The 18139-nt window shown below is 69.8% G+C and carries 16 protein-coding genes; 9 read left to right on the forward strand and 7 right to left on the reverse strand.

The features are described 5' to 3' along the window. Window positions 1–3 precede the first annotated feature (3 nt). From EAT51_RS18850 to EAT51_RS18875, 6 genes are all read left to right on the forward strand, one after another. On the forward strand, window positions 4–2298 hold the full coding sequence (locus EAT51_RS18850) for a TonB-dependent receptor (protein WP_130561902.1): 2295 nt from the start codon (window positions 4–6) through the stop codon (window positions 2296–2298). Between the two features lie 471 nt (window positions 2299–2769). Next, window positions 2770–3429, forward strand: coding sequence for a BUD32 family EKC/KEOPS complex subunit (locus tag EAT51_RS18855; protein WP_130521745.1), 660 nt, complete (start codon window positions 2770–2772; stop codon window positions 3427–3429). Window positions 3430–3827: 398 nt separating this feature from the next. After that, the gene (locus EAT51_RS18860) at window positions 3828–4577 is read left to right on the forward strand and encodes a DUF998 domain-containing protein (RefSeq protein WP_165422016.1); all 750 of its coding nucleotides are present in this window, start codon (window positions 3828–3830) and stop codon (window positions 4575–4577) included. Window positions 4578–4620: 43 nt separating this feature from the next. Then, window positions 4621–5136: a GNAT family N-acetyltransferase gene (locus tag EAT51_RS18865; protein WP_130521743.1), complete on the forward strand. Its 516-nt coding sequence runs from the start codon at window positions 4621–4623 to the stop codon at window positions 5134–5136. A 193-nt stretch (window positions 5137–5329) separates the two neighbouring features. Next, on the forward strand, window positions 5330–5584 hold the full coding sequence (ubiK, locus tag EAT51_RS18870) for a ubiquinone biosynthesis accessory factor UbiK (protein WP_130521742.1): 255 nt from the start codon (window positions 5330–5332) through the stop codon (window positions 5582–5584). A 36-nt stretch (window positions 5585–5620) separates the two neighbouring features. Beyond that, window positions 5621–7135: a YifB family Mg chelatase-like AAA ATPase gene (locus EAT51_RS18875; RefSeq protein WP_130521741.1), complete on the forward strand. Its 1515-nt coding sequence runs from the start codon at window positions 5621–5623 to the stop codon at window positions 7133–7135. Window positions 7136–7391: 256 nt separating this feature from the next. On the opposite strand, the gene EAT51_RS18880 is transcribed toward EAT51_RS18875, so the two are convergent. From EAT51_RS18880 to aceB, 4 genes are all read right to left on the reverse strand, one after another. Further along, window positions 7392–8402: a DUF2884 family protein gene (locus tag EAT51_RS18880; RefSeq protein ID WP_228258001.1), complete on the reverse strand. Its 1011-nt coding sequence runs from the start codon at window positions 8400–8402 to the stop codon at window positions 7392–7394. A gap of 195 nt (window positions 8403–8597) precedes the next feature. Next, on the reverse strand, window positions 8598–8969 hold the full coding sequence (locus EAT51_RS18885; RefSeq protein ID WP_130521735.1) for a hypothetical protein: 372 nt from the start codon (window positions 8967–8969) through the stop codon (window positions 8598–8600). A gap of 252 nt (window positions 8970–9221) precedes the next feature. Beyond that, window positions 9222–10553 carry an isocitrate lyase gene (gene aceA, locus EAT51_RS18890; RefSeq protein WP_130521734.1) on the reverse strand — a complete coding sequence of 444 codons (1332 nt, stop codon included), beginning with the start codon at window positions 10551–10553 and terminating at the stop codon, window positions 9222–9224. A 101-nt stretch (window positions 10554–10654) separates the two neighbouring features. Further along, window positions 10655–12289, reverse strand: coding sequence for a malate synthase A (gene aceB / locus EAT51_RS18895; RefSeq protein WP_130521733.1), 1635 nt, complete (start codon window positions 12287–12289; stop codon window positions 10655–10657). A gap of 117 nt (window positions 12290–12406) precedes the next feature. Between aceB and EAT51_RS18900 the strand changes: the two genes are divergently transcribed. Continuing rightward, window positions 12407–13369: a LysR family transcriptional regulator gene (locus EAT51_RS18900; protein ID WP_130521732.1), complete on the forward strand. Its 963-nt coding sequence runs from the start codon at window positions 12407–12409 to the stop codon at window positions 13367–13369. Here the strand turns inward: EAT51_RS18900 and EAT51_RS18905 are convergent. Both EAT51_RS18905 and EAT51_RS18910 read right to left on the reverse strand, forming a co-directional pair. Further along, window positions 13299–14123 (reverse strand): COG4705 family protein, encoded by an 825-nt coding sequence (locus tag EAT51_RS18905; protein ID WP_130521731.1) that lies wholly within the window; start codon window positions 14121–14123, stop codon window positions 13299–13301. The two genes, EAT51_RS18900 and EAT51_RS18905, sit on opposite strands and share 71 nt — an antisense overlap. Before the next feature lie 105 nt (window positions 14124–14228). After that, window positions 14229–15152, reverse strand: coding sequence for an alpha/beta fold hydrolase (locus EAT51_RS18910; protein ID WP_130521730.1), 924 nt, complete (start codon window positions 15150–15152; stop codon window positions 14229–14231). A gap of 89 nt (window positions 15153–15241) precedes the next feature. Here EAT51_RS18910 and EAT51_RS18915 point away from each other — a divergent pair, with 89 nt between their 5' ends. Next, on the forward strand, window positions 15242–15634 hold the full coding sequence (locus EAT51_RS18915) for a MerR family transcriptional regulator (protein WP_130521729.1): 393 nt from the start codon (window positions 15242–15244) through the stop codon (window positions 15632–15634). On the opposite strand, the gene rsgA is transcribed toward EAT51_RS18915, so the two are convergent. Continuing rightward, window positions 15631–16719, reverse strand: a complete 1089-nt coding sequence (gene rsgA / locus EAT51_RS18920) for a ribosome small subunit-dependent GTPase A (RefSeq protein WP_130521728.1) — start codon at window positions 16717–16719, stop codon at window positions 15631–15633. The two genes, EAT51_RS18915 and rsgA, sit on opposite strands and share 4 nt — an antisense overlap. A 139-nt stretch (window positions 16720–16858) precedes the next feature. Between rsgA and EAT51_RS18925 the strand changes: the two genes are divergently transcribed. Further along, complete coding sequence (locus EAT51_RS18925) at window positions 16859–18139, forward strand: pyridoxal phosphate-dependent aminotransferase (RefSeq protein WP_130521727.1); 1281 nt, start codon at window positions 16859–16861, stop codon at window positions 18137–18139.

An 18139-nucleotide genomic window follows, 5' to 3' on the forward strand; every position in this document is an offset into this window, starting at 1 on the left:
AACATGCACATCCGCTCCCTGACGGTCGCGGTGTCGCTCGCCCTGTGCGCTGCGAACGCCTACGCCACCGACGACACCCCGCCCGCCGCGCCGGCCGACGCCGACATCACCGCCAAGACGCTGGACAGCGTGTCGGTCATCGGCCGCGGCGAAACCCGCCAGGTGCAGCGCATCACCCAGGTCGACAAGCAGGTGCTGCCGCCGGGCACCAGCGGCCAGAAGCTGCTGGACAAGCTGCCGGGCGTGTCGGTGCAGTCCAACGACGCCTTGGGCGCCAACGAGGAATCGCAGTCCATCACCCTGCGCGGCTTCGACAAGAGCCGCCTGGGCTATACGCTCGATGGCATCCCGCTGGGCGACAACAGCTACGGCAACTACAACGGCCTGAGCATCTCGCGCGCGCTGATTCCCGAGAACCTGGCCGGCGTCGAACTGTCGCAGGGCATCGGCTCGCTCGGCGTGGCCTCCACCAGCAACCTGGGCGGCACCCTGCAGTACTACTCGCAGGACCCGGACACCGAGGCCGGCGGCCGCCTGCAGCAGACCATCGGCAGCGACCACCAGAACCGCACCTACCTGCGCGCCGACACCGGCGACCTGCACGGCTTCTCGGCCTACGTCTCCGCCGTGCGCCAGGACGCCGACATGTGGGCGCCGCCGCACCAGGCGCAGAAGACCAAGCAGTTCAACGCCAAGGCGGTGTGGAACGTGGGCGACCACCGCTTCGGCGCGTTCATCGCCACCTCGCGCGTCAACCAGCCGAACTATTCCTACCTGTCCAAGAGCATGCTCGCCCGCGGCCTGGGCTGGGACTGGAACATCTACGCCCCGGACTGGGACCGCGCCGTGGCCGCGGCCTACTGCGCGCCGGCGACCTACAACGCCGCACGCTGCCGCTTCAGCGGCGGGGTCAACAGCATCGACGATGCCTACTACCAGAGCCGCGCGCTGCGCGACGACAACCTCTACGCGCTCGACGGCGACATCGCCCTGGGCAGCGAGGCGCACCTGAAGCTGCTGGCCTACCACCACGAGAACCGCGGCCAGGGCCACTGGTGGGCGCCGGGCCAGGCCTCGTACCCCAACACGCCGCAGGCGCTGCCGATCTCGATCCGCTCGACCAACTACACCATCAACCGCACCGGCGGCACCGCGGCGCTGAACTGGCGCTGGGGCCTGCACGAGCTGGAGGCCGGCCTGTGGTACGAGTACAACGACCACAACGTCGAGCGCAATTTCTACTACGTCAGCGGCCCGTTCCTGGACGACTTCTACCTCAACCGGCCCAACCGCCGCCTGTTCGACCAGGACTACACCATCCGCACCCGCCAGTTCTACGTGCAGGACCGGATGCGCTTCCTCGACGACCGCCTGACCGTGGACGTGGGCATCAAGAGCCCGCGCACCGAGATGACCGCCAAGGCCAAACCCGGCGTGGAAACGCTGCTCGCCAGCGGCACCCTGGTGGCCAAGAAGAGCGCCCTGCCGCAGGTCGGCCTGGGCTTCAAGTTGAACCAGGACAACGAGCTGTTCGCCTCCTACGCGCAGAACATCGCCGCCTTCGTCGGCGGCGGCAGCGGCGGCCCGCTGCAGGTCACGCCGCAGTCCTTCGCCGCGGCCAAGGGCCTGGAGCCGGAGAAGTCGCGCACGCTGGAAGCCGGCTGGCGCACCTTCGGCGAGCACTACCAGGCCTCGCTGGCGGCCTACCACGTGCTGTTCGACAACCGCCTGCTCTCGCTCAACCCGTGCTCGAGCATCGAAGTCGGCACGCGCCCGGAGTGCGTCACCAAGTTCGTCAACGTCGGCTCGGTCAAGAGCAACGGCGCCGAGCTGACCTTCATCCTCAAGCCGGGCGCGGGCTTCGAGTGGTACAACGCGCTGTCCTGGAACAAGAGCACCTACGAGGACAACTACATCTCCGGCGGCCAGGTCGTGCCGGTGGCCGGCAAGATCACCGTCGACACGCCGCAGCGCATGGCCTCCAGCGAACTGAGCTGGCGCGGCAGCGGCTGGAACGTCAGCCTGCGCGGCAAGTACACCGGCAAGCGCTACTACACCTATACCAACGACCAGTCGGTGCCGGGCGTGACCACCTTCGACTTCGGCACCGGCTACGACTTCGGACCCGGCCTGGGCCTGCGCAACGTGCGGGTGTCCTTCAACGTGGCCAATCTGACCGACAAGCGCTATGCCGGCCAGCTCAGCTCGTTCGCCCCGACCGACCCGGCCGGCACGCGCTATGCCATCCATGCCGATGCGCCGCGGCAGTACTTCCTGACCTTCGGCGCGGACTTCTGACCGCCTAGGCCAGATGGGTGTGACCCCGAGCGGGGCGCGGACGTAAGTCCGCGCCCCGCTTGCGTTTTGGGCGGTCTGGGCCGGGGCAGGACGAGGCCGCCCGGAGGACGGGGGGCTGATTTCCGGCGTCTGCGGCCGGCCTGGGAAAGCCCTCGCCGCCATGGCGGCTCCCACCCTGTAGAGCGGAGCTTGCTCCGCTGGGGGCTTGCCCACGAACCGAACGAAAAGCAGCGGAGCAAGCTCCGCTCTACAAGGAGGCCGCGGCTTACCGAGCCCTCGTGGCCCCAGGCGGACGTTTGGCGCTTCGGAGCCCGCCCGATCACCCCCTCCTGCGGAACAGTCTCTGTCGGAATTTCGTTACACCCTCATGTCGGAAAGCCGTTAGAATTGTTTGCCGAACCAAAAAGTTCAGTAATTCCGCAGCTGTTGGTCCCCGGAGTCCCAACGGCCCACGCGCGAGGCAACCGACTTATGAATACCGCCCTGCTCCCCTTCCACCCCGGCGCCCGCCTGCCGGCGACCGCCAAGCTGCTCAAGCGCGGCGAGCGCGTCCTCGAACCGGACGTCTACGTTACGCCCTACGAGGGCCGCCCGGTGGTGGTCAAGGATTACCGCCGCTATGCCGGCACGCCGATGGCCCTGCTGGCCCGGCTGCTGGTCTGGCGCGAGGCGAGCATGCTCCGGCACCTGGCCGGCTGGCGCCATGCGCCGATGCTGCTGGGCACGGCCGGCGGCCTGCTGCTGGGCATGGAATTCGTCTCCGGCACCGTCCTGGGCGGCGATGCGATGGATGCCGGCAAGACGGTGTTCCGCCAGCTGCGCGCCATGATCGCCCAGCTGCACGCAGCCGGCATCACCCACAACGATCTGCACACCTCCAACCTGATGGTCAGCGGCGGCACCCTGGTGCTGCTCGACTACGCCTCGGCCATGCGCCTGCCGCGCTGGATGATGCGCCTGCCCCTGCTGCGCGAACTGCGCCGCTCGGACCTGGCCAACGCGCTGAAGATCCAGCGCCGCCTGACCGGGCGCGAGATCACCGGCATGCGCGCACGCGTGGTCGCCCAGCGCCCCTGGGTGAGCGGCGTGCGCAACGGCTGGAAGCGCTTCTACGCCTGGAGCAAGGCCTGAGCCCTGCGCGGCGGGGCTCGTCCTCGGAATTTCAGGCCCGCTCCATGAGCGAGCGAGCCCGAGCAGGAACGACGTGGGCCACCGCTTGCGAGCCTGCCTCCAGCATCAGTTCGTGTCGGGCTGGATAGAGAAGACGCCTGCTTGCCGGGCTGCACGTTGCCGTCGCCGAGCTATTGCCTGATGCCGACTCGCAGGGGGCTTTGCGCGGGGCCCCTCCCGATCGGATATGCCCTTCCACGTCGACTGCGCGTCTATCACCGCCAGGCGGCGCCCCGCCTGCTTCAGCGGATGCCCAACCTGCTCCTGCAAGGAGCATTAGCCCGCGCAGGTCTGCACCGCGCTGCGCTCACCGCGGTCCTGAGATGATGGCGAGATCGCCGTATTCGAAGGACCATCCGGTGAACAGAAGGCAGGAACATCCCGCGGTCGCGACGGACGACAAAGCGTGCGCATCCGTCCCCAAGCCGCAGCCGTCCCGCGTCGCTCGACGCCTCGCCGGCGCGCTGTGGATCGCCGCCGGCGTGATCTACCTGGCCGCGGAATACGTGGCGTCCACCGCCTTTCCCGGCTACAGCTATGCGACGAACTACATCAGCGACCTCGGCGTGCCCGAAGTGGGCGTCGTGGACGGCCGGCATCTCGATTCGCCGCTGAGCTGGGTGATGAACACCGGCTTCGTCGTGCAGGGCGTCTTCTTCCTGATCGCGACCCTGCTGGCCGCTCGCGCGCTGACGCGCAGGCCGCGCAAGACGACGCTCTGGGCGACGCTGTCGGCGCTGCACGCTTTCGGCATCGTGCTCGTGGCCGCCGTGCCCGGCAGCCAGCAGGCCATCCAGTCCGGCATGGCCGTCTTCCACGGCATCGGCGCCGCGTTCGCGATCATCTGCGGGAACCTGGCCGCGGTGGCCGGAGGCTTCGCGATCGGCGGGCGCTGGCTCCGCGGCTTCAGCATCGCCATCGCCGTGTTCGGTCTTCTCTCGCTGGTCGGGCTGTTTGCGCACAACGCGCTCGGGATCGCGGCCGTGGCGGACGGCCTCTGGGAGCGTGGGAGCGTCTACACGATCATCCTGTGGGAGCTCGTCGCCGGCATCGTCCTGATCGCGCTCAGCGGCTCGGGTCGGGCTGACGGCGGCTGGCGATCGCGCTGACCAACGCCGCAATGGTGATGCGATCGCGCCGGGTTTCGTACCCATGACCCAGATAAAGCCCTCAGACATCGAGCAGCGTAAGCTGCCAAAACTCCGGAGGGCGGTTGGCGCCCACCATCAGGCCCTGTCGGCCCTGGCGTTGCGCTCGAAGGGATACTGGGGCTATTCGCCGCAGTTTCTCGAAGCCTGCCGCGCCGAGCTTTCCTGGAGCGCGGAGGCGTGCGCATCCGGGCGCTTCTGGGTCGCCGTCGCGGACGACGATCGGATCCTCGGCTTCAGCCTGATCGGCCGAACGCCTCCCATCGGGGAGTTGTGCGCGCTCTTCGTCGATCCATCCGCGATCGGCACCGGATGCGGACGGCTGTTGCTGCAGAACGCGCTTCGCGATGCGGTGGCCCTTGGATTCGAGCGCCTCGTCCTCGACGCCGATCCGGGCGCCGAAGCGTTCTACGCCCGTTTCGGTGCCGTCAGGATCGGCCTGGTCCCAAGCGGCTCCGTCCCGGGACGCTTGCTTCCGCAGATGGCGTTCGACCTCGCTGAGACGTCCCGCGGCAGTTGAGACCAGCCCGCGACCGGGCCGCATCGGAACCGTCGCCTCTGGCGCGTGACCGCTAACGAACGGTCCTTCCACGATAATGTGCGCGAACCGGCGCGCGCGGCATCGGACTTTTCCGACCCGCCGGCGCGCGCCCGGCCGATGGTGGCGCGCGCAGGGCGCATGCGACCTTGGCCATGAGCCCACGGAGCCTGCCATGATCGATCTCAATCCCCTCGATGACCTCGCCCGCCGCCTGAGCGAGCTGGTGCCGCCGGGCCTGCGCGAATCGCGCGAGGACCTGCAGCGCACCTTCAAGAGCGCCTTGCAGTCGGGCCTGGCCAAGCTGGACCTGGTCACGCGCGAGGAGTTCGAGGTGCAGCGCGCGGTGCTGCTGCGCACCCGCGAGAAGCTCGACGCGCTGGAGCGCGAGCTGGCCGCGCTGGAGGCGCGCGTCGCCCCGCGCAGCTGACGGTTCCCTCCTTCCGGCGGACACGGAGCGTCCCCCATGAGTCTGGCCCTGGCCCATAGCCGGGCGCGCTGCGGCGTGCAGGCGCCCGGCGTGCAGGTCGAAGTGCATCTCTCCGGCGGCCTGCCGGCCACGCACATCGTCGGCCTGCCCGAGGCGGCGGTGCGCGAGAGCCGCGACCGGGTGCGCGCGGCGCTGCTGTGTGCGCAGTTCGAGTTCCCGGCACGGCGCATCACCGTCAATCTGGCACCGGCCGACCTGCCCAAGGACGGCGGCCGCTTCGACCTGCCGATCGCGCTGGGCATCCTGGCGGCCAGCGGCCAGCTCGACCGCCAGGCCCTGGCCGGCTGGGAATTCGTCGGCGAGCTGGGCCTGACCGGCGAGCTGCGCAGCATCGATGGCGTGCTGCCGGCGGTGCTGGCCGCGCGCGACGCGGGCCGGCGCCTGATCGTGCCGGCGGGCAATGGCGCCGAGGCGGCGCTGGTGGCCACCGGCCAGGCCTGCACCGCGCGCACCCTGCTGGAGGTCTGCGCCATGCTGTGCGGCACGCGCGCACCGGCGATGGCGGTGGCCGAACCGGTCGCGCCCTGGCCCATGCCGGACCTGCGCGATGTCCGCGGCCAGCTGCATGCGCGACGCGCGCTGGAAGTCGCCGCGGCCGGCGGGCACCACCTCCTGTTCGTCGGCTCGCCCGGCTGCGGCAAGACGCTGCTGGCCTCGCGCCTGCCCGGCCTGCTGCCGGAGGCCAGCGAGGATGAAGCGCTGGAGAGCGCCGTCATCGCCTCGGTCAGCGGCCGGGGCCTGAACCCGGCGCGCTGGCGGCAGCGCCCGTTCCGCAGTCCGCACCACACCGCCAGCGCGGTGGCGCTGATCGGCGGCGGCGCGCTGCCGCGACCCGGCGAGGTCTCGCTGGCCCACCACGGTGTGCTGTTCCTCGATGAGCTGACCGAGTGGGACCGGCGTGCGCTGGAAGTGCTGCGCGAGCCGCTGGAGTCGGGCACAGTCACCGTCGCGCGCGCGGCGCGCAGTGCGGAGTTCCCCGCGCGGTTCCAGCTGGTGGCCGCGATGAATCCCTGCCCCTGCGGCTGGGCCGGCGATGCCAACGGCCGCTGCCGCTGCACGGCCGAGCGCATCGCCCGCTATCGCGGCCGCATCTCCGGCCCGCTGCTGGACCGGATCGACCTGCAGATCGACGTCGCACGCGTGCCGCCGCAGGCCTTGCGCCCCGACGCACCGGCCGGCGAAGACAGCGCCACCGTGCGCGAACGCGTCACCGCCGCTCGCGCGCGACAGCTGCAGCGCGCCGGCGTGCTCAACGCACGCCTGGATCAGGCGCAGACACTCACCCATTGCCGGCTGGCGCCACCCGACCAGGCGCTGCTGGAGCGCGCGATCGATCAGATGCAGCTGTCTGCACGCGCCATGCAGCGCACGCTGCGCGTGGCCCGCACCATCGCCGATCTGGCCGAAAGCGAAGACATCACCACCGCGCATCTGACCGAAGCCCTGGGCTATCGCCAGCAGGCGATGGCGCCGCACGTCGATGCGGCGTGAGCAGGACAGCGAGCGCGGCATCTCTTTCGTCGCTGTAGTTGCAACAACGTCGAGCCGTGGCGTCAGTGAGGATCTTCAGGGGAGCCGCATTGCCGCCATTGGCCGAAAAGGCCACAAGGGCGGCTCCCACCTGTAGAGCGGAGCTTGCTCCGCTGGGCCTTGCCGATGATCCGGTCGAAACGCAGCGGAGCAAGCTCCGCTCTACATGGAGACCGCGTCTTGATCTGAGAGACAGTTGCTCCCACAGATCGCGCGATCAAGGATGAGGGACGGCTCGGGGCTTGATGGTGGTGTCGCGCGGGGCGTCTTCGCGCGCGGCAGCGGGCTGCTTCGAGGTGGCATCCTCGCTGTGGTCCGGCGCGTCGCGCTTTTCGGCGTCTTCCGCCGCATCGGCCGCATCGGCGGCGGCGTGGCCCTCGATCGGTTCCAGCAGTTGGAGGGGCTTGCCCTCGTAGCGGAACTCCAGCGCGTCCTGCAGCGCGCGCAGCTGATCGACCTGGTCGCACATCGCTTCGGCCTGGGCCTCGATGGCCTCGCTGCGCGCCTCGAGCTTGGCGTCCAGTTCGTCGCCCAGGCGGTCGGCGCGCTCGTCGATCGCATCGCTGCGACCGGTGAAGATCTGAAACAGCAGGTGCCGGGCGATGCTGCCCTTGAACGCCTCGGCCTGGTCCTCCACGTAGCGCTCGAAGTTGCCGCCGAAGGCGTCCTGCTCCCAACGGCCTTTGCCCAGCGTGCCATCGACATAGCCATGGGCCTGGGTGCGCATGCGTGCGATCTTGCGCGCGTTGAAGGAGCTGCCGGTCATGATCTCGACCACGCCGCCCAGCGCGTCGTAGCTGAGGTCGACGACCTCGTTGGCCAGCCCGGCCACCTTCGGCATCAGCGCGCGGGCCTGGCTCTCCATCTGCCACAGCCGCTGCGCATCGGCGGCGCTGACCGGGCGCAGCTTGCGGTCCACGCTCAGTTCGCCGCCGTGGAAGAAGATCTCGCGCGGCGAGCCGCTGTCGCGGTACAGCCAGATGCCGCCGCTATCGGCCAGCACGTTGAATTCGGTCCCCAGGCCGCACTGGCGCGAGGACACGTGCGGCCGGCGGTCGTGCCGGCCTTGCTGCGAAGAGTCAGGCTGCGGCTTGTCGGCAAGCGTCTGCGGCACCTTCTCGGCAGAAGCCTGGGTCTGCGGCGCCTTGTCGGCGGGCGTATTCGCCTGCTGCGCCCAGGCAGCAGGCGCCAGGCACGCCAGCATCACCACCTGCCATCGCTTGCGCATCTTCTCGAACGTCCTGTCTGCCAACTGGCAGCCAGCTTCCGCGCGGCCGCCGGATGCGAGCGCGTGCCTGAAGTCACAAGGACCGATGGCTGGACTGCTTGGTGGGAGCCGCCATGGCGGCGATGGGGCTTTCCCAGTAAAGCCCCTCGCCGCCATGGCGGCTCCCACCCGGATCCTGTCGCCCCAGGCTGTGCCTCAGGCGTCCTCCCCCATCGCCAGGACCAGCTGCAGGTCGTCGCGCTCGCCCTGGATGCGCAGCTGGCCCTGGGCTTCGCCGGCCAGTGCGCCGAGCCTGGCGCCGCAGTCGGCCAGGTCGGCCCACTTGAGCTGCCACACGAACGGCGTGGGACAGGCGCTGTCCAGCATCAGTCGGGAGACCGAGTCGGTCACCTCCAGGCTGACGTTGGGCACGCCGGGGATGGCATGGCGGCGACCGACCGCGTCGGGGCGCGGACTGGAGGCCAGGTGATCCAGCATGGAGGCGAGCATGGCGATGCCGGGGCGATCCCCGCGGAACAACAACGCATCCTGGCCGCGATAGCGGTTGTCGTGACGGGCTCGAAGCATGGCGCACCTTTCTCAGTGGGTGAACGACGCTGGTGGGTGTTCGATGACGCTGAAGCGATGCCGCGGGTGTTGCCAAAGCACCCGACGCCAGCGCGTGCCATGTCTCTGATCGAGGGCGGGGCCTCCCAGCCCGCGTCGCGCCAGACCCTCGCGCCCCTGTTCGCGAGGGTCGCCTGCGCCACGCCGCTCCTCTCAAGGTTCATCGCACGCGCCGGTGCCGGGCGCGTCCTGCCTGGTTCAAGGCGCGCAAGCTCAGGCCGCCTTGTGTTCGTAGAACTGCTCCTCCTCGGTCGAGCCGGTCAGCGCGGTCACGCTGGAGCTGCCGCCCTGGATGACGGTGGTGACGTCGTCGAAGTAGCCGGCGCCGACTTCCTGCTGGTGGCTGACGAAGGTGTAGCCCTGCTCGCGGGCCTCGAACTCCGGCTGCTGCACCTGCTCGACGTAGTGCTTCATGCCCTGGCCGCGCGCGTAGTCGTGGGCGAACTTGAAGGTGTTGAACCAGTTGATGTGGATGCCGGCCAGGGTGATGAACTGGTACTTGTAGCCCAGCCCCGACAGCTCGTCCTGGAAGCGGGCGATGGTCGCGTCGTCCAGGTTCTTCTTCCAGTTGAACGAAGGCGAGCAGTTGTAGCTCAGCAGCTTGCCCGGGCTGGCCGCATGCACGGCCTGGGCGAACTCGCGGGCGAAGCCCAGGTCCGGGGTGCCGGTCTCGCACCACACCAGGTCGGCATGAGGCGCGTAGGCCACGCCGCGGCTGATGGCCTGTTCCAGGCCGTTCCTGACGCGGTAGAAGCCCTCGCTGGTGCGCTCGCCGTTGACGAAGGGCTTGTCGTTGGGATCGAAGTCGGAGGTCAGCAGGTTGGCGGCCTCGGCATCGGTGCGGGCCAGCACGATGGTCGGCACGCCCAGCACGTCGGCGGCCAGGCGCGCGGCCTGCAGCTTCTGGATCGCCTCCTGGGTGGGCACCAGCACCTTGCCGCCCATGTGGCCGCACTTCTTCACCGCCGCCAGCTGGTCCTCGAAGTGCACGCCCGCCGCGCCGGCGATAATCATGTTCTTCATCAGCTCATAGGCGTTGAGCACGCCGCCGAATCCGGCCTCACCGTCGGCGACGATGGGCAGGAAGAAGTCGATCGCATCCTGCTCGTCCAGCTTGCCGTCGCAGATGTTCTTCCACTGGATCTCGTCGGCGCGCTGGAAGGTGTTATTGATGCGGCGGACCATGGTCGGCACCGAGTCGTAGGCATACAGCGACTGGTCGGGGTACATGGTCTCGGAGGTGTTGCCGTCGGCGGCCACCTGCCAGCCGGACAGGTAGACCGCCTCCAGGCCGGCCTTGGCCTGCTGCATCGCCTGGCCGGCGCTGATGGCGCCGAAGGCGTTGACGTAGCCCTTCCTGGCCTCGCCGTTGATCAGCTTCCACAGCCGCTCGGCGCCGCGCTTGGCCAGGGTGTGCTCGGGCTGCACGCTGCCGCGCAGGCGCACCACGTCGGCGGCGCTGTAGTTGCGCTTGACGCCGCTCCAGCGCGGGTTGGTGTTCCAGTCCTTCTGCAGGGCGTCGATCTGTTCCTGGCGAGTGCTCATGGTGCTTCTCCGGTCGTTGACGGATGCCCGTCGAATGGGGTGCAAGCGGAATGCGGATAAGGGCTGGGCGGGCTTCTTCGATCCGAAGCCCGAACCCGGCTTCAATCGATCTGTGCGTAGGCCGGCAGGGTCAGGAACTCGGCCAGCGTGTCGCTGCGCGAGAGCTGGTCCAGCAGGGCGATGGCCTGCGGCACCTTGGCCGCGCCGGGCAGCGCGGCATCGCCCAGGCGGGTGGGCAGGCGCTTGAGCGTGGTCTCCAGCAGCGCCAGGTCGATGGCGGTGCCGTCGTCCAGGTGCAGGCCGTCGGTGTGCAGCCACTGCCAGATCTGGGTGCGCGAGATCTCGGCGGTGGCTGCGTCCTCCATCAGCCAGTGGATCGGCACGCAGCCGTTGCCATCCAGCCAGGCGGCCAGGTAGCGCACGCAGACCTCGACATTGCCCTCGAACCCGGCGCGGGTGATGGTGCCGGTGGACGGGCGGATCAGGTCGTCGCGGCCGACATGCACATCGGCGCGGGCCACGCCGTGCTGGTTCGGGCCGGGCATGTGCGCATCGAAGATCTCCATCGCCACCGGGATCAGCGCCGGGTGCGCGACCCAGGTGCCGTCGTGGCCGGCGGTGACCTCGCGCAGCTTGTCGGCGCGCACGCGGGCCATGGCCTGCTCGTTGGCCGCCGGATCGTTGTTGATCGGGATCTGCGCGGCCATGCCGCCCATGGCGTGCGCGCCGCGCCGGTGGCAGGTCTGGATCAACAGCTCCGAATAGGCCTTCAGGAACGGCTGGGTCATGGTGACCTGGCCGCGCTCGGGCAGCACGCGGTCGGGGTGGGCGCGGAAGGTCTTGATGTAGGAAAAGATGTAGTCCCAGCGGCCGCAGTTCAGGCCGACGATGCGGCTGCGCAGCGCGTACAGGATCTCGTGCATCTCGAAGGCCGCCGGCAGCGTCTCGATCAGCACGGTGACCTTCATCTGCCCCTGTGGCAGGCCCAGGGTCGCCTCGATGTGCGACAGCGCGGTCTCCCACAGCGCCGCCTCCTCCATCGACTGCAGCTTGGGCAGGTAGAAGTAGGGGCCGCGGTCCCTGGCCTGCAGCGCGCGGGCGTTGTGGAAGGCGAAGGTGGCCACGTCGAACAGGCCGCCGGCGATCGGCGCGCCATCGACCAGCACGTGCTTCTCGTCCAGGTGCCAGCCGCGCGGACGCACGATCAGCACCGCCTGTTCGTCGGCGGGCTTGAGCGTGTAGCGCTTGCCCGGCTTGTCGCCGGCCGCCGGCGCCTGGAAGGTCAGATCGCCGTCGACCGCGCCGATCAGCGCGCGCTGGCCGGTCAGCAGGTTGGCCCAGGTCGGCGAGGTCGAGTCCTCGAAGTCGGCCATGAACACCTTGGCGCCGGAGTTCAGCGCGTTGATGACCATCTTCGGGTCGGTCGGGCCGGTGATCTCCACGCGACGGTCGGCCAGCGCGGCCGGGATCGGCGCCACGGTCCAGTCGCCCTCGCGGATCTGCGCGGTGTCGGCGCGGAAGTCCGGCAGGGCGCCGCCGTCGAACGCGGCCTGGCGCGCGGCGCGGGCGGCAAGGCGGGCCTGGCGTTCGGGCTCGATCGCCCGGTGCAGCGAGGTCAGCAGGCCCAGCAGGCCGGCCGGCAGCAGCGCGTCCTGGCCCGGGGCCCGGACCGTCAGCGCCAGGCCGGGCGTGGCGCCGCGGGCGGTGGGCGACAGGGCGAAGGCGGTGGCGGACATGGCGGTGTTCCTCGTCGTTTCAGCTGGGCCGCCACCGTGCTCCGGGGGTTAGTATTTGACAACTTAGTTTTATCAATTCAATTCATAAGTTCTGCTCATGAGAACGGATTCAGACCCATGCCAGCGAACGTAACCCCGCGTTTTTCCTACAAATCTGATCGACTCAAACCGCTGCGCGCGTTCTGCCAGGTGGTGCGTCTGGGCTCGGTTTCGCGGGCGGCGGAGGCCTTGTTCGTGAGCCAGCCGGCCATTTCGCTGCAGCTGCAGGCGCTGGAACGGGAGTACGGGACGCGGCTGTTCGAGCGCAGCGGGCGGCGCCTGACCCCCACCCGCGAGGGCCAGCTGCTGTACGAGATGGCCCAGCCGCTGGTCGAAGGGGTGGACTCGCTGGCCTCGGATTTCCGCCACAAGGTCAGCGGCCTGGACGCCGGCGAGCTGAACATCGCCGCCAACAGTTCGACCATCCTCTACCTGCTGCCGCGGATCGTGGACGCCTTCCGCCGCGAGCACCCCGAGGTGCGCCTGACCCTGCACAACGCCATCAGCGCCGACGGCACCGACCTGCTGCGCCAGGACGCGGTGGACCTGGCGGTGGGCTCGATGGTCGACGTCGCCGCCGACCTGAGCTACGAGCCGGTCTACCGCTTCGAGCCGATGCTGATCACCCCGCACGACCACCCCCTGGCGAAGAAGGACAAGGTGACCCTGGAGGACATCTCGCCCTACGGCCTGATCCTGCCGCCGCGCCGGCAGATCACCTACCGGCTGGTGGACCTGACCTTCCAGCAGGCGCGTGTGCCGTACACCGTGGCGCTGGAGGTCGGCGGCTGGGAGGTGATCAAGCAGTACGTGGCCATGGGCATGGGCCTGTCGATCGTCAGCTCGATCTGCCTGGGCGAGGCCGACCGCGGCCGCATCACCGCGCGCTCGCTGAGCGCGTACTTCCCCTCGCGCAGCTATGGCGTGGTGGTGCGCAAGGGCAAGTACCTCTCGCCGCAGGCGCGGGCCTTCATCGCGCTGATCCGGCCGGACCTGTTCCACCCGCGCGACCACGACGAGAGCGGGCATTCGGAGCGCTGAGCGTCCGGCCGCCCCATCCCTGCACCAGCAGCCCGGCCACCAGCAGGACCGCCAGCACCAGCGAGGCGCCGCCGGTGCCCAGTTCCAGGCCGCCATGCGCGACCGGCTTGGTCAGCAGGTCGCCGAAGGTCGCACCGAACGGCCGGGTCATCACGAACGCGATCCAGAACAGCAGCACCCGGCTGACCGGCGTGAAGCGGTAGGCCAGCGCCGTGGCCGCGATCACCGCCGCGATCAGCCCGGCGCTGGCGGCGAAGCCCAGGCCGGACGAATCGGCCAAAAAATCCCCCAGCGCCGTGCCCAGCGTGTTGCTGACCAGGATCGCCATCCAGTAGAAGCCCTCGGCCCGACGGCTGGCGATGCGCTGCACCGACAGATGCCCCTCGCTGCGATACCAGGCGGCCAGCACCCCGGCCAGCAGCGCCACCAGCAGCAGCGCGCCGCGCAGATAGCCCAGCCCCAGCGTGCGGTCCAGGAAGTCCGACATCGCCGTGCCCGCGGTGCTGGTGGACAGGATGACCACCCAGTACAGCCCGCGATGGAAGCCGCGCGCCCGCAGCTGCGCCCACAGGGTCAGCGCGAACAGGCCCAGCAGCAGCAAGGCCCCGGGCCCGTAGCCCAGCCCGAGCGTCATGGTGAGCCAGTCGCCGCCGGTCTCGCCCAGCGTGGTCGCCAGGATCTTGAGAATCCAGAAGCCCAGCGTGACCGCGGCAACCTTGTTGGCGACCGCCGGCGGCGTGCCGTGTTCGGACATGTCCAGCCCTCAGCCTCGAGTAGGGCAGACACGGTCGCAGCCGCGCTGTCGGATTTCGGTCGCACTCACGCCATGGTCCAACGGTCGCCGAGCTTCAACGCCTCCTCAGTCTCGACCGGCCGAGCCGGACGTGGCCGAGCGGATGAACGCGAGCAGGTCGCGATTGAAGCGGTCCGGTTCTTCCAGGAACGGCGCATGGCCGGACTCGGCATAGAGCACGCTGCGGATCCGCGGATTGAGGCGCTTGGCGCGCGCGATGCTCGGCTCGGCCTTCACCAGCGCGTCGCGCGCCCCGTAGAGCAGCAGCACCGGGACCTTGGCCCGGCCCAACCCGCCGGCGGCGTCGACGGTCATCGAGGGGACGGCTTTTTGCATCTCCCACGACGCCAGCGCCGCATTGGCCAGCAGCAGCGAGAAGGTGTCCGCATCCGGCTGGCGGTGGAAGCACAGCCGCAGGAAGGCGCGTTCGCCCTGCAGATGGGTCTTCAGGTCCGCGGCGACCATGTCGCGATAGACCTCCGGATGCGCCACAAGCTGCTCGGGCTTGAGCTCGATCACGCCATCGACATAGACCGCACCGCCGATGGCGTCGTCGCCGTAGGCGGCGAGGTAGTTCGAGATCACCGCACCGCCCAGCGACCAGCCGACGAGGACCGGCCTGCGCGCCTTCGTGGACGCGATGACCGCCGCCAAGTCGTCCGCCCACCGGCGCCCGTCGGTGTAGGCCGCGGCGTCGGTGGGCTTGCCGGACAGGCCGTGTCCCCGCAGGTCGTAGGTGATCAACCGATAGCGCTGCAGCTGGGGGTCGAGCAGTTGCTTGTCCCAGTTCAGCCGGCTGCCGAGCAGGCCGTGGATGAAGATGACCGGAGCGCCGTCGGGATCGCCGGATTCCTGCACGGCCAGCGCCACACCGTCCGGCGCGGCGACGGTGTACTGCCTGGTGACGGCGAGCGCGGCCGGCGCGCCGATCAGCAGCGCAAGCCCGACGATCAGCGCGCCGAGCGCGCGGTGAAACCTGGACGAAAGCATGGCGAATCCTCATCGATGCCTGGGAGGCGCGCAGTCTCGAGCCTCACACTGATGTGAGAGTCAAGCGCGGCCTGTGCTAGCGTTCGCCCATGCCCAAGGCCCGTCCCCAAGCCGACCTGTCCATCGGTGAACTGGCCCGCGAGACGGGCGCCAGCCTGCGCTCGATCCGCCACTACGACGACCATCGGCTGCTGTCGTCGGTCCGCGCCGAGAACGGCTATCGCGTGTTCTCCGCCCTGGCCGTGACCCAGGTCCGGCAGATCCAGCGGTTGATCGGCGCAGGCTTCAGCCTGGCCGAGATCCGCGAGTTTCCCGATTGCATGCGGATGATCGAAGGCGCGGCGGCCTGCTCCGAGACGACCGAGGTGCAGCGCCGGCGACTGGCTTCGATCGAGCGGCAGATCGCCGAACTCGAACAGCGACGCAGCCGACTGCGCCAGATGCTGGAAAAGGGACAGCAGGCGGATCGCGATCCGGTCTAGCGGCGGGACGGCTTCCCAGTGGGACGCCGCCCTGTCTTGCCCTGCTGCTCGGCCACGCGCTTGGCCAGCTTGGCCGCCGCGGTGGTCACCTCTTCCTGCAGCTTCAGGTAATTGGCCAGCCGGCCGGGATCGAGCTCGCCAGCCTCGATCGCCGCCTGCACCGCGCAGCCCGGTTCGCCCTGGTGGGCGCAGTTACGGAACCGGCACTGCGCGGCCAGCGCCTCGATGTCGGCGAAGCCGCCCTCGGCCAGGTCCTCCTCACCGGTGGGCTTGAGCTCGCGCATGCCGGGGGTGTCGATCAGGCAGGCGCCGGAGGGCAGCGGGATCAGCGCGCGGTGGGTCGTGGTGTGGCGGCCGCGCGAATCGGTCTCGCGCACCGCATTGGTCTTCATCTTCTCCACGCCCAGCAGCGTGTTGGTGAGCGTGGACTTGCCCGCGCCCGAGGAGCCCACCAGCACCGCCGTGCGGCCCGGCCCGAGCCAGCCGTGCAGCTGCGCCACGCTGGCCGCGTCCTTGGCGTTGACCGTGCGCAGCGGCACCTCCTGCGCGGCCAGGTCGGCGAGCACCTCGAGCGCGTCCTCGGCGTACTCGGTGCGGTCGGCCTTGGTCAGCACCACCACCGGCTGCACGCCCCCGCCGCCGACCAGCATCAGATAGCGCTCGATCCGGCGCGGATTGAAGTCGGCATCCAGTCCGCAGACGATGAAAACCACATCGATATTGGCCGCGATCACCTGCTGGTGATAGTGCTCGCCGGCGGCGGCGCGCTTGATCGCCGTGCGCCGCGGCAGCAGGGCAACAATGCGCTTGTCTTCCTCCACCAGCACCCAGTCGCCCACGGCGGGGCGCTCATGCGCCGGAAAGCGCGGGCGCTGCCAGTCCGGCAGGGACTCGGGCCGCAGCGTCTGCTCAGGCAGCAGCCCGCGCGCGACCACGTAGCCGGAGCGATGCTGCTCGATCACCCGCGCCGGCCGGGCGCCGGGATGGGCCTGGATCAGCGCCCGCCACGCCGGGTCCTCGGGCGCGCCAGGCCAGGGCCAGCCAATCCGCCGCAGGTCGGCATCGTCGAAGACAGCATCGGTCATGGTGGCGATTCTACGGGCTGGCCCGTCGGCGCCGCAGGCGAGCGGCCTGGCCCGCGGCCATGGTTTCCGCTGAAACGCCCGCAGCACGGGCCATCAGGCGTATGCTTTGGTCGTTTTTTCACCTCCACGCGCCCGTGCCATGTCCTCCGCTCCCGTCAAGCCCCTCGCCATCCGTGAACGCCTGTCCGAAGTCCGCTACGAGATCCGTGGCGAGCTGGCCCGGCGAGCCCGCGAGCTGGAGGCCCAGGGCCGCAAGCTGATCAAGCTCAACATCGGCAACCCCGGCGCGTTCGGTTTCCGCGCGCCCGAGCATCTGCAGCACGCGATCGCCGACGACATGGGCCGCACCGACCCCTACACCCACCAGCAGGGTCTGCCGGCCGCGCGCGAGGCGGTGGCCGCCTACTACGCGCGCCGCAACACGCCCGACGCGCATCCGGACCGGGTGTTCATCGGCAACGGCGTGTCCGAGCTGATCGACCTGTCGCTGCGCGCGCTGCTCAACCCGGGCGACGAAGTGCTGGTGCCCTCGCCCGACTATCCGCTGTGGTCGGCCGCGACCATCCTCAACGACGGCCGCCCGGTGTACTACCAGTGCGATGCCGCCAACGGCTTCCTGCCCGATCCGTCGGAGATCGAGACGCTGGTGTCCAGCCGCACCCGTGCCATCGTGCTGATCAACCCCAACAACCCCACCGGCGCGACCTACCCGCGCGAGCTGCTCAAGCGCATCGTCGCCATCGCCGCCAAGCACCAGCTGCTGCTGATGGTCGATGAGATCTACGACCAGATCCTCTACGACGGCGCCACCTTCGAACCGCTGGCGCCGCTGGCCGGCGAGGTGCCGTGCATCACCTTCTCCGGCCTGTCCAAGGTGCATCGCGCCTGCGGCTGGCGCGTGGGCTGGGCGCTGCTGTCCGGCGATGCGCAGCGCATCACTCCGCTGCAGCACGCCATGGACCTGCTGGGCGCACTGCGCCTGTGCGCCAACGTGCCGGGCCAGTACGCGGTGGAAGCGGCCATCAACGGCCCGGACACCATCAGCGGCCTCACCGCGCCGGGCGGCCGCCTGTACGAGACCCGCCGCGCGGTGGTCGAGGCCTGCGCGGCCAGCGAGCACCTCAAGCTGTGCGCGCCGGCCGGCGCGCTGTATGCGTTCCCGGCGGTGGTGGGCGATGCGGCCAAGGGCTTCGACGACTACGCCTTCGCGCTGGAGCTGATGGAGGACGAGGGCGTGCTGGTGGTGCCGGGCTCGAGCTTCAACGTGCCCTACCGCAACCACTTCCGCGTCACCCTGCTGCCCGATGCGGTGGCCATGCGCGAGGTGTTCACGCGCATCGACCGCGCGCTGGCCAAGCGCGCGGAGGCGGCCACCAAGGTCGTGCCGCTCAAGCCCAAGTCGCGCCCGGCCGCGGCCTGA

This window comes from Pseudoxanthomonas winnipegensis (assembly GCF_004283755.1).
GTDB lineage: Bacteria > Pseudomonadota > Gammaproteobacteria > Xanthomonadales > Xanthomonadaceae > Pseudoxanthomonas_A > Pseudoxanthomonas_A winnipegensis.

Coding starts and splice junctions, on each gene's coding strand:
- EAT51_RS18850 (WP_130561902.1), top strand. CDS start 4: ATGCACATCCGCTCCCTGACGGTCGCGGTGTCGCTCGCCCTGTGCGCT.
- EAT51_RS18855 (WP_130521745.1), top strand. CDS start 2,770: ATGAATACCGCCCTGCTCCCCTTCCACCCCGGCGCCCGCCTGCCGGCG.
- EAT51_RS18865 (WP_130521743.1), top strand. CDS start 4,621: ATGACCCAGATAAAGCCCTCAGACATCGAGCAGCGTAAGCTGCCAAAA.
- ubiK (WP_130521742.1), top strand. CDS start 5,330: ATGATCGATCTCAATCCCCTCGATGACCTCGCCCGCCGCCTGAGCGAG.
- EAT51_RS18875 (WP_130521741.1), top strand. CDS start 5,621: ATGAGTCTGGCCCTGGCCCATAGCCGGGCGCGCTGCGGCGTGCAGGCG.
- EAT51_RS18880 (WP_228258001.1), bottom strand. CDS start 8,402: ATGCGCAAGCGATGGCAGGTGGTGATGCTGGCGTGCCTGGCGCCTGCT.
- EAT51_RS18885 (WP_130521735.1), bottom strand. CDS start 8,969: ATGCTTCGAGCCCGTCACGACAACCGCTATCGCGGCCAGGATGCGTTG.
- aceA (WP_130521734.1), bottom strand. CDS start 10,553: ATGAGCACTCGCCAGGAACAGATCGACGCCCTGCAGAAGGACTGGAAC.
- aceB (WP_130521733.1), bottom strand. CDS start 12,289: ATGTCCGCCACCGCCTTCGCCCTGTCGCCCACCGCCCGCGGCGCCACG.
- EAT51_RS18900 (WP_130521732.1), top strand. CDS start 12,407: ATGCCAGCGAACGTAACCCCGCGTTTTTCCTACAAATCTGATCGACTC.
- EAT51_RS18905 (WP_130521731.1), bottom strand. CDS start 14,123: ATGTCCGAACACGGCACGCCGCCGGCGGTCGCCAACAAGGTTGCCGCG.
- EAT51_RS18910 (WP_130521730.1), bottom strand. CDS start 15,152: ATGCTTTCGTCCAGGTTTCACCGCGCGCTCGGCGCGCTGATCGTCGGG.
- EAT51_RS18915 (WP_130521729.1), top strand. CDS start 15,242: ATGCCCAAGGCCCGTCCCCAAGCCGACCTGTCCATCGGTGAACTGGCC.
- rsgA (WP_130521728.1), bottom strand. CDS start 16,719: ATGACCGATGCTGTCTTCGACGATGCCGACCTGCGGCGGATTGGCTGG.
- EAT51_RS18925 (WP_130521727.1), top strand. CDS start 16,859: ATGTCCTCCGCTCCCGTCAAGCCCCTCGCCATCCGTGAACGCCTGTCC.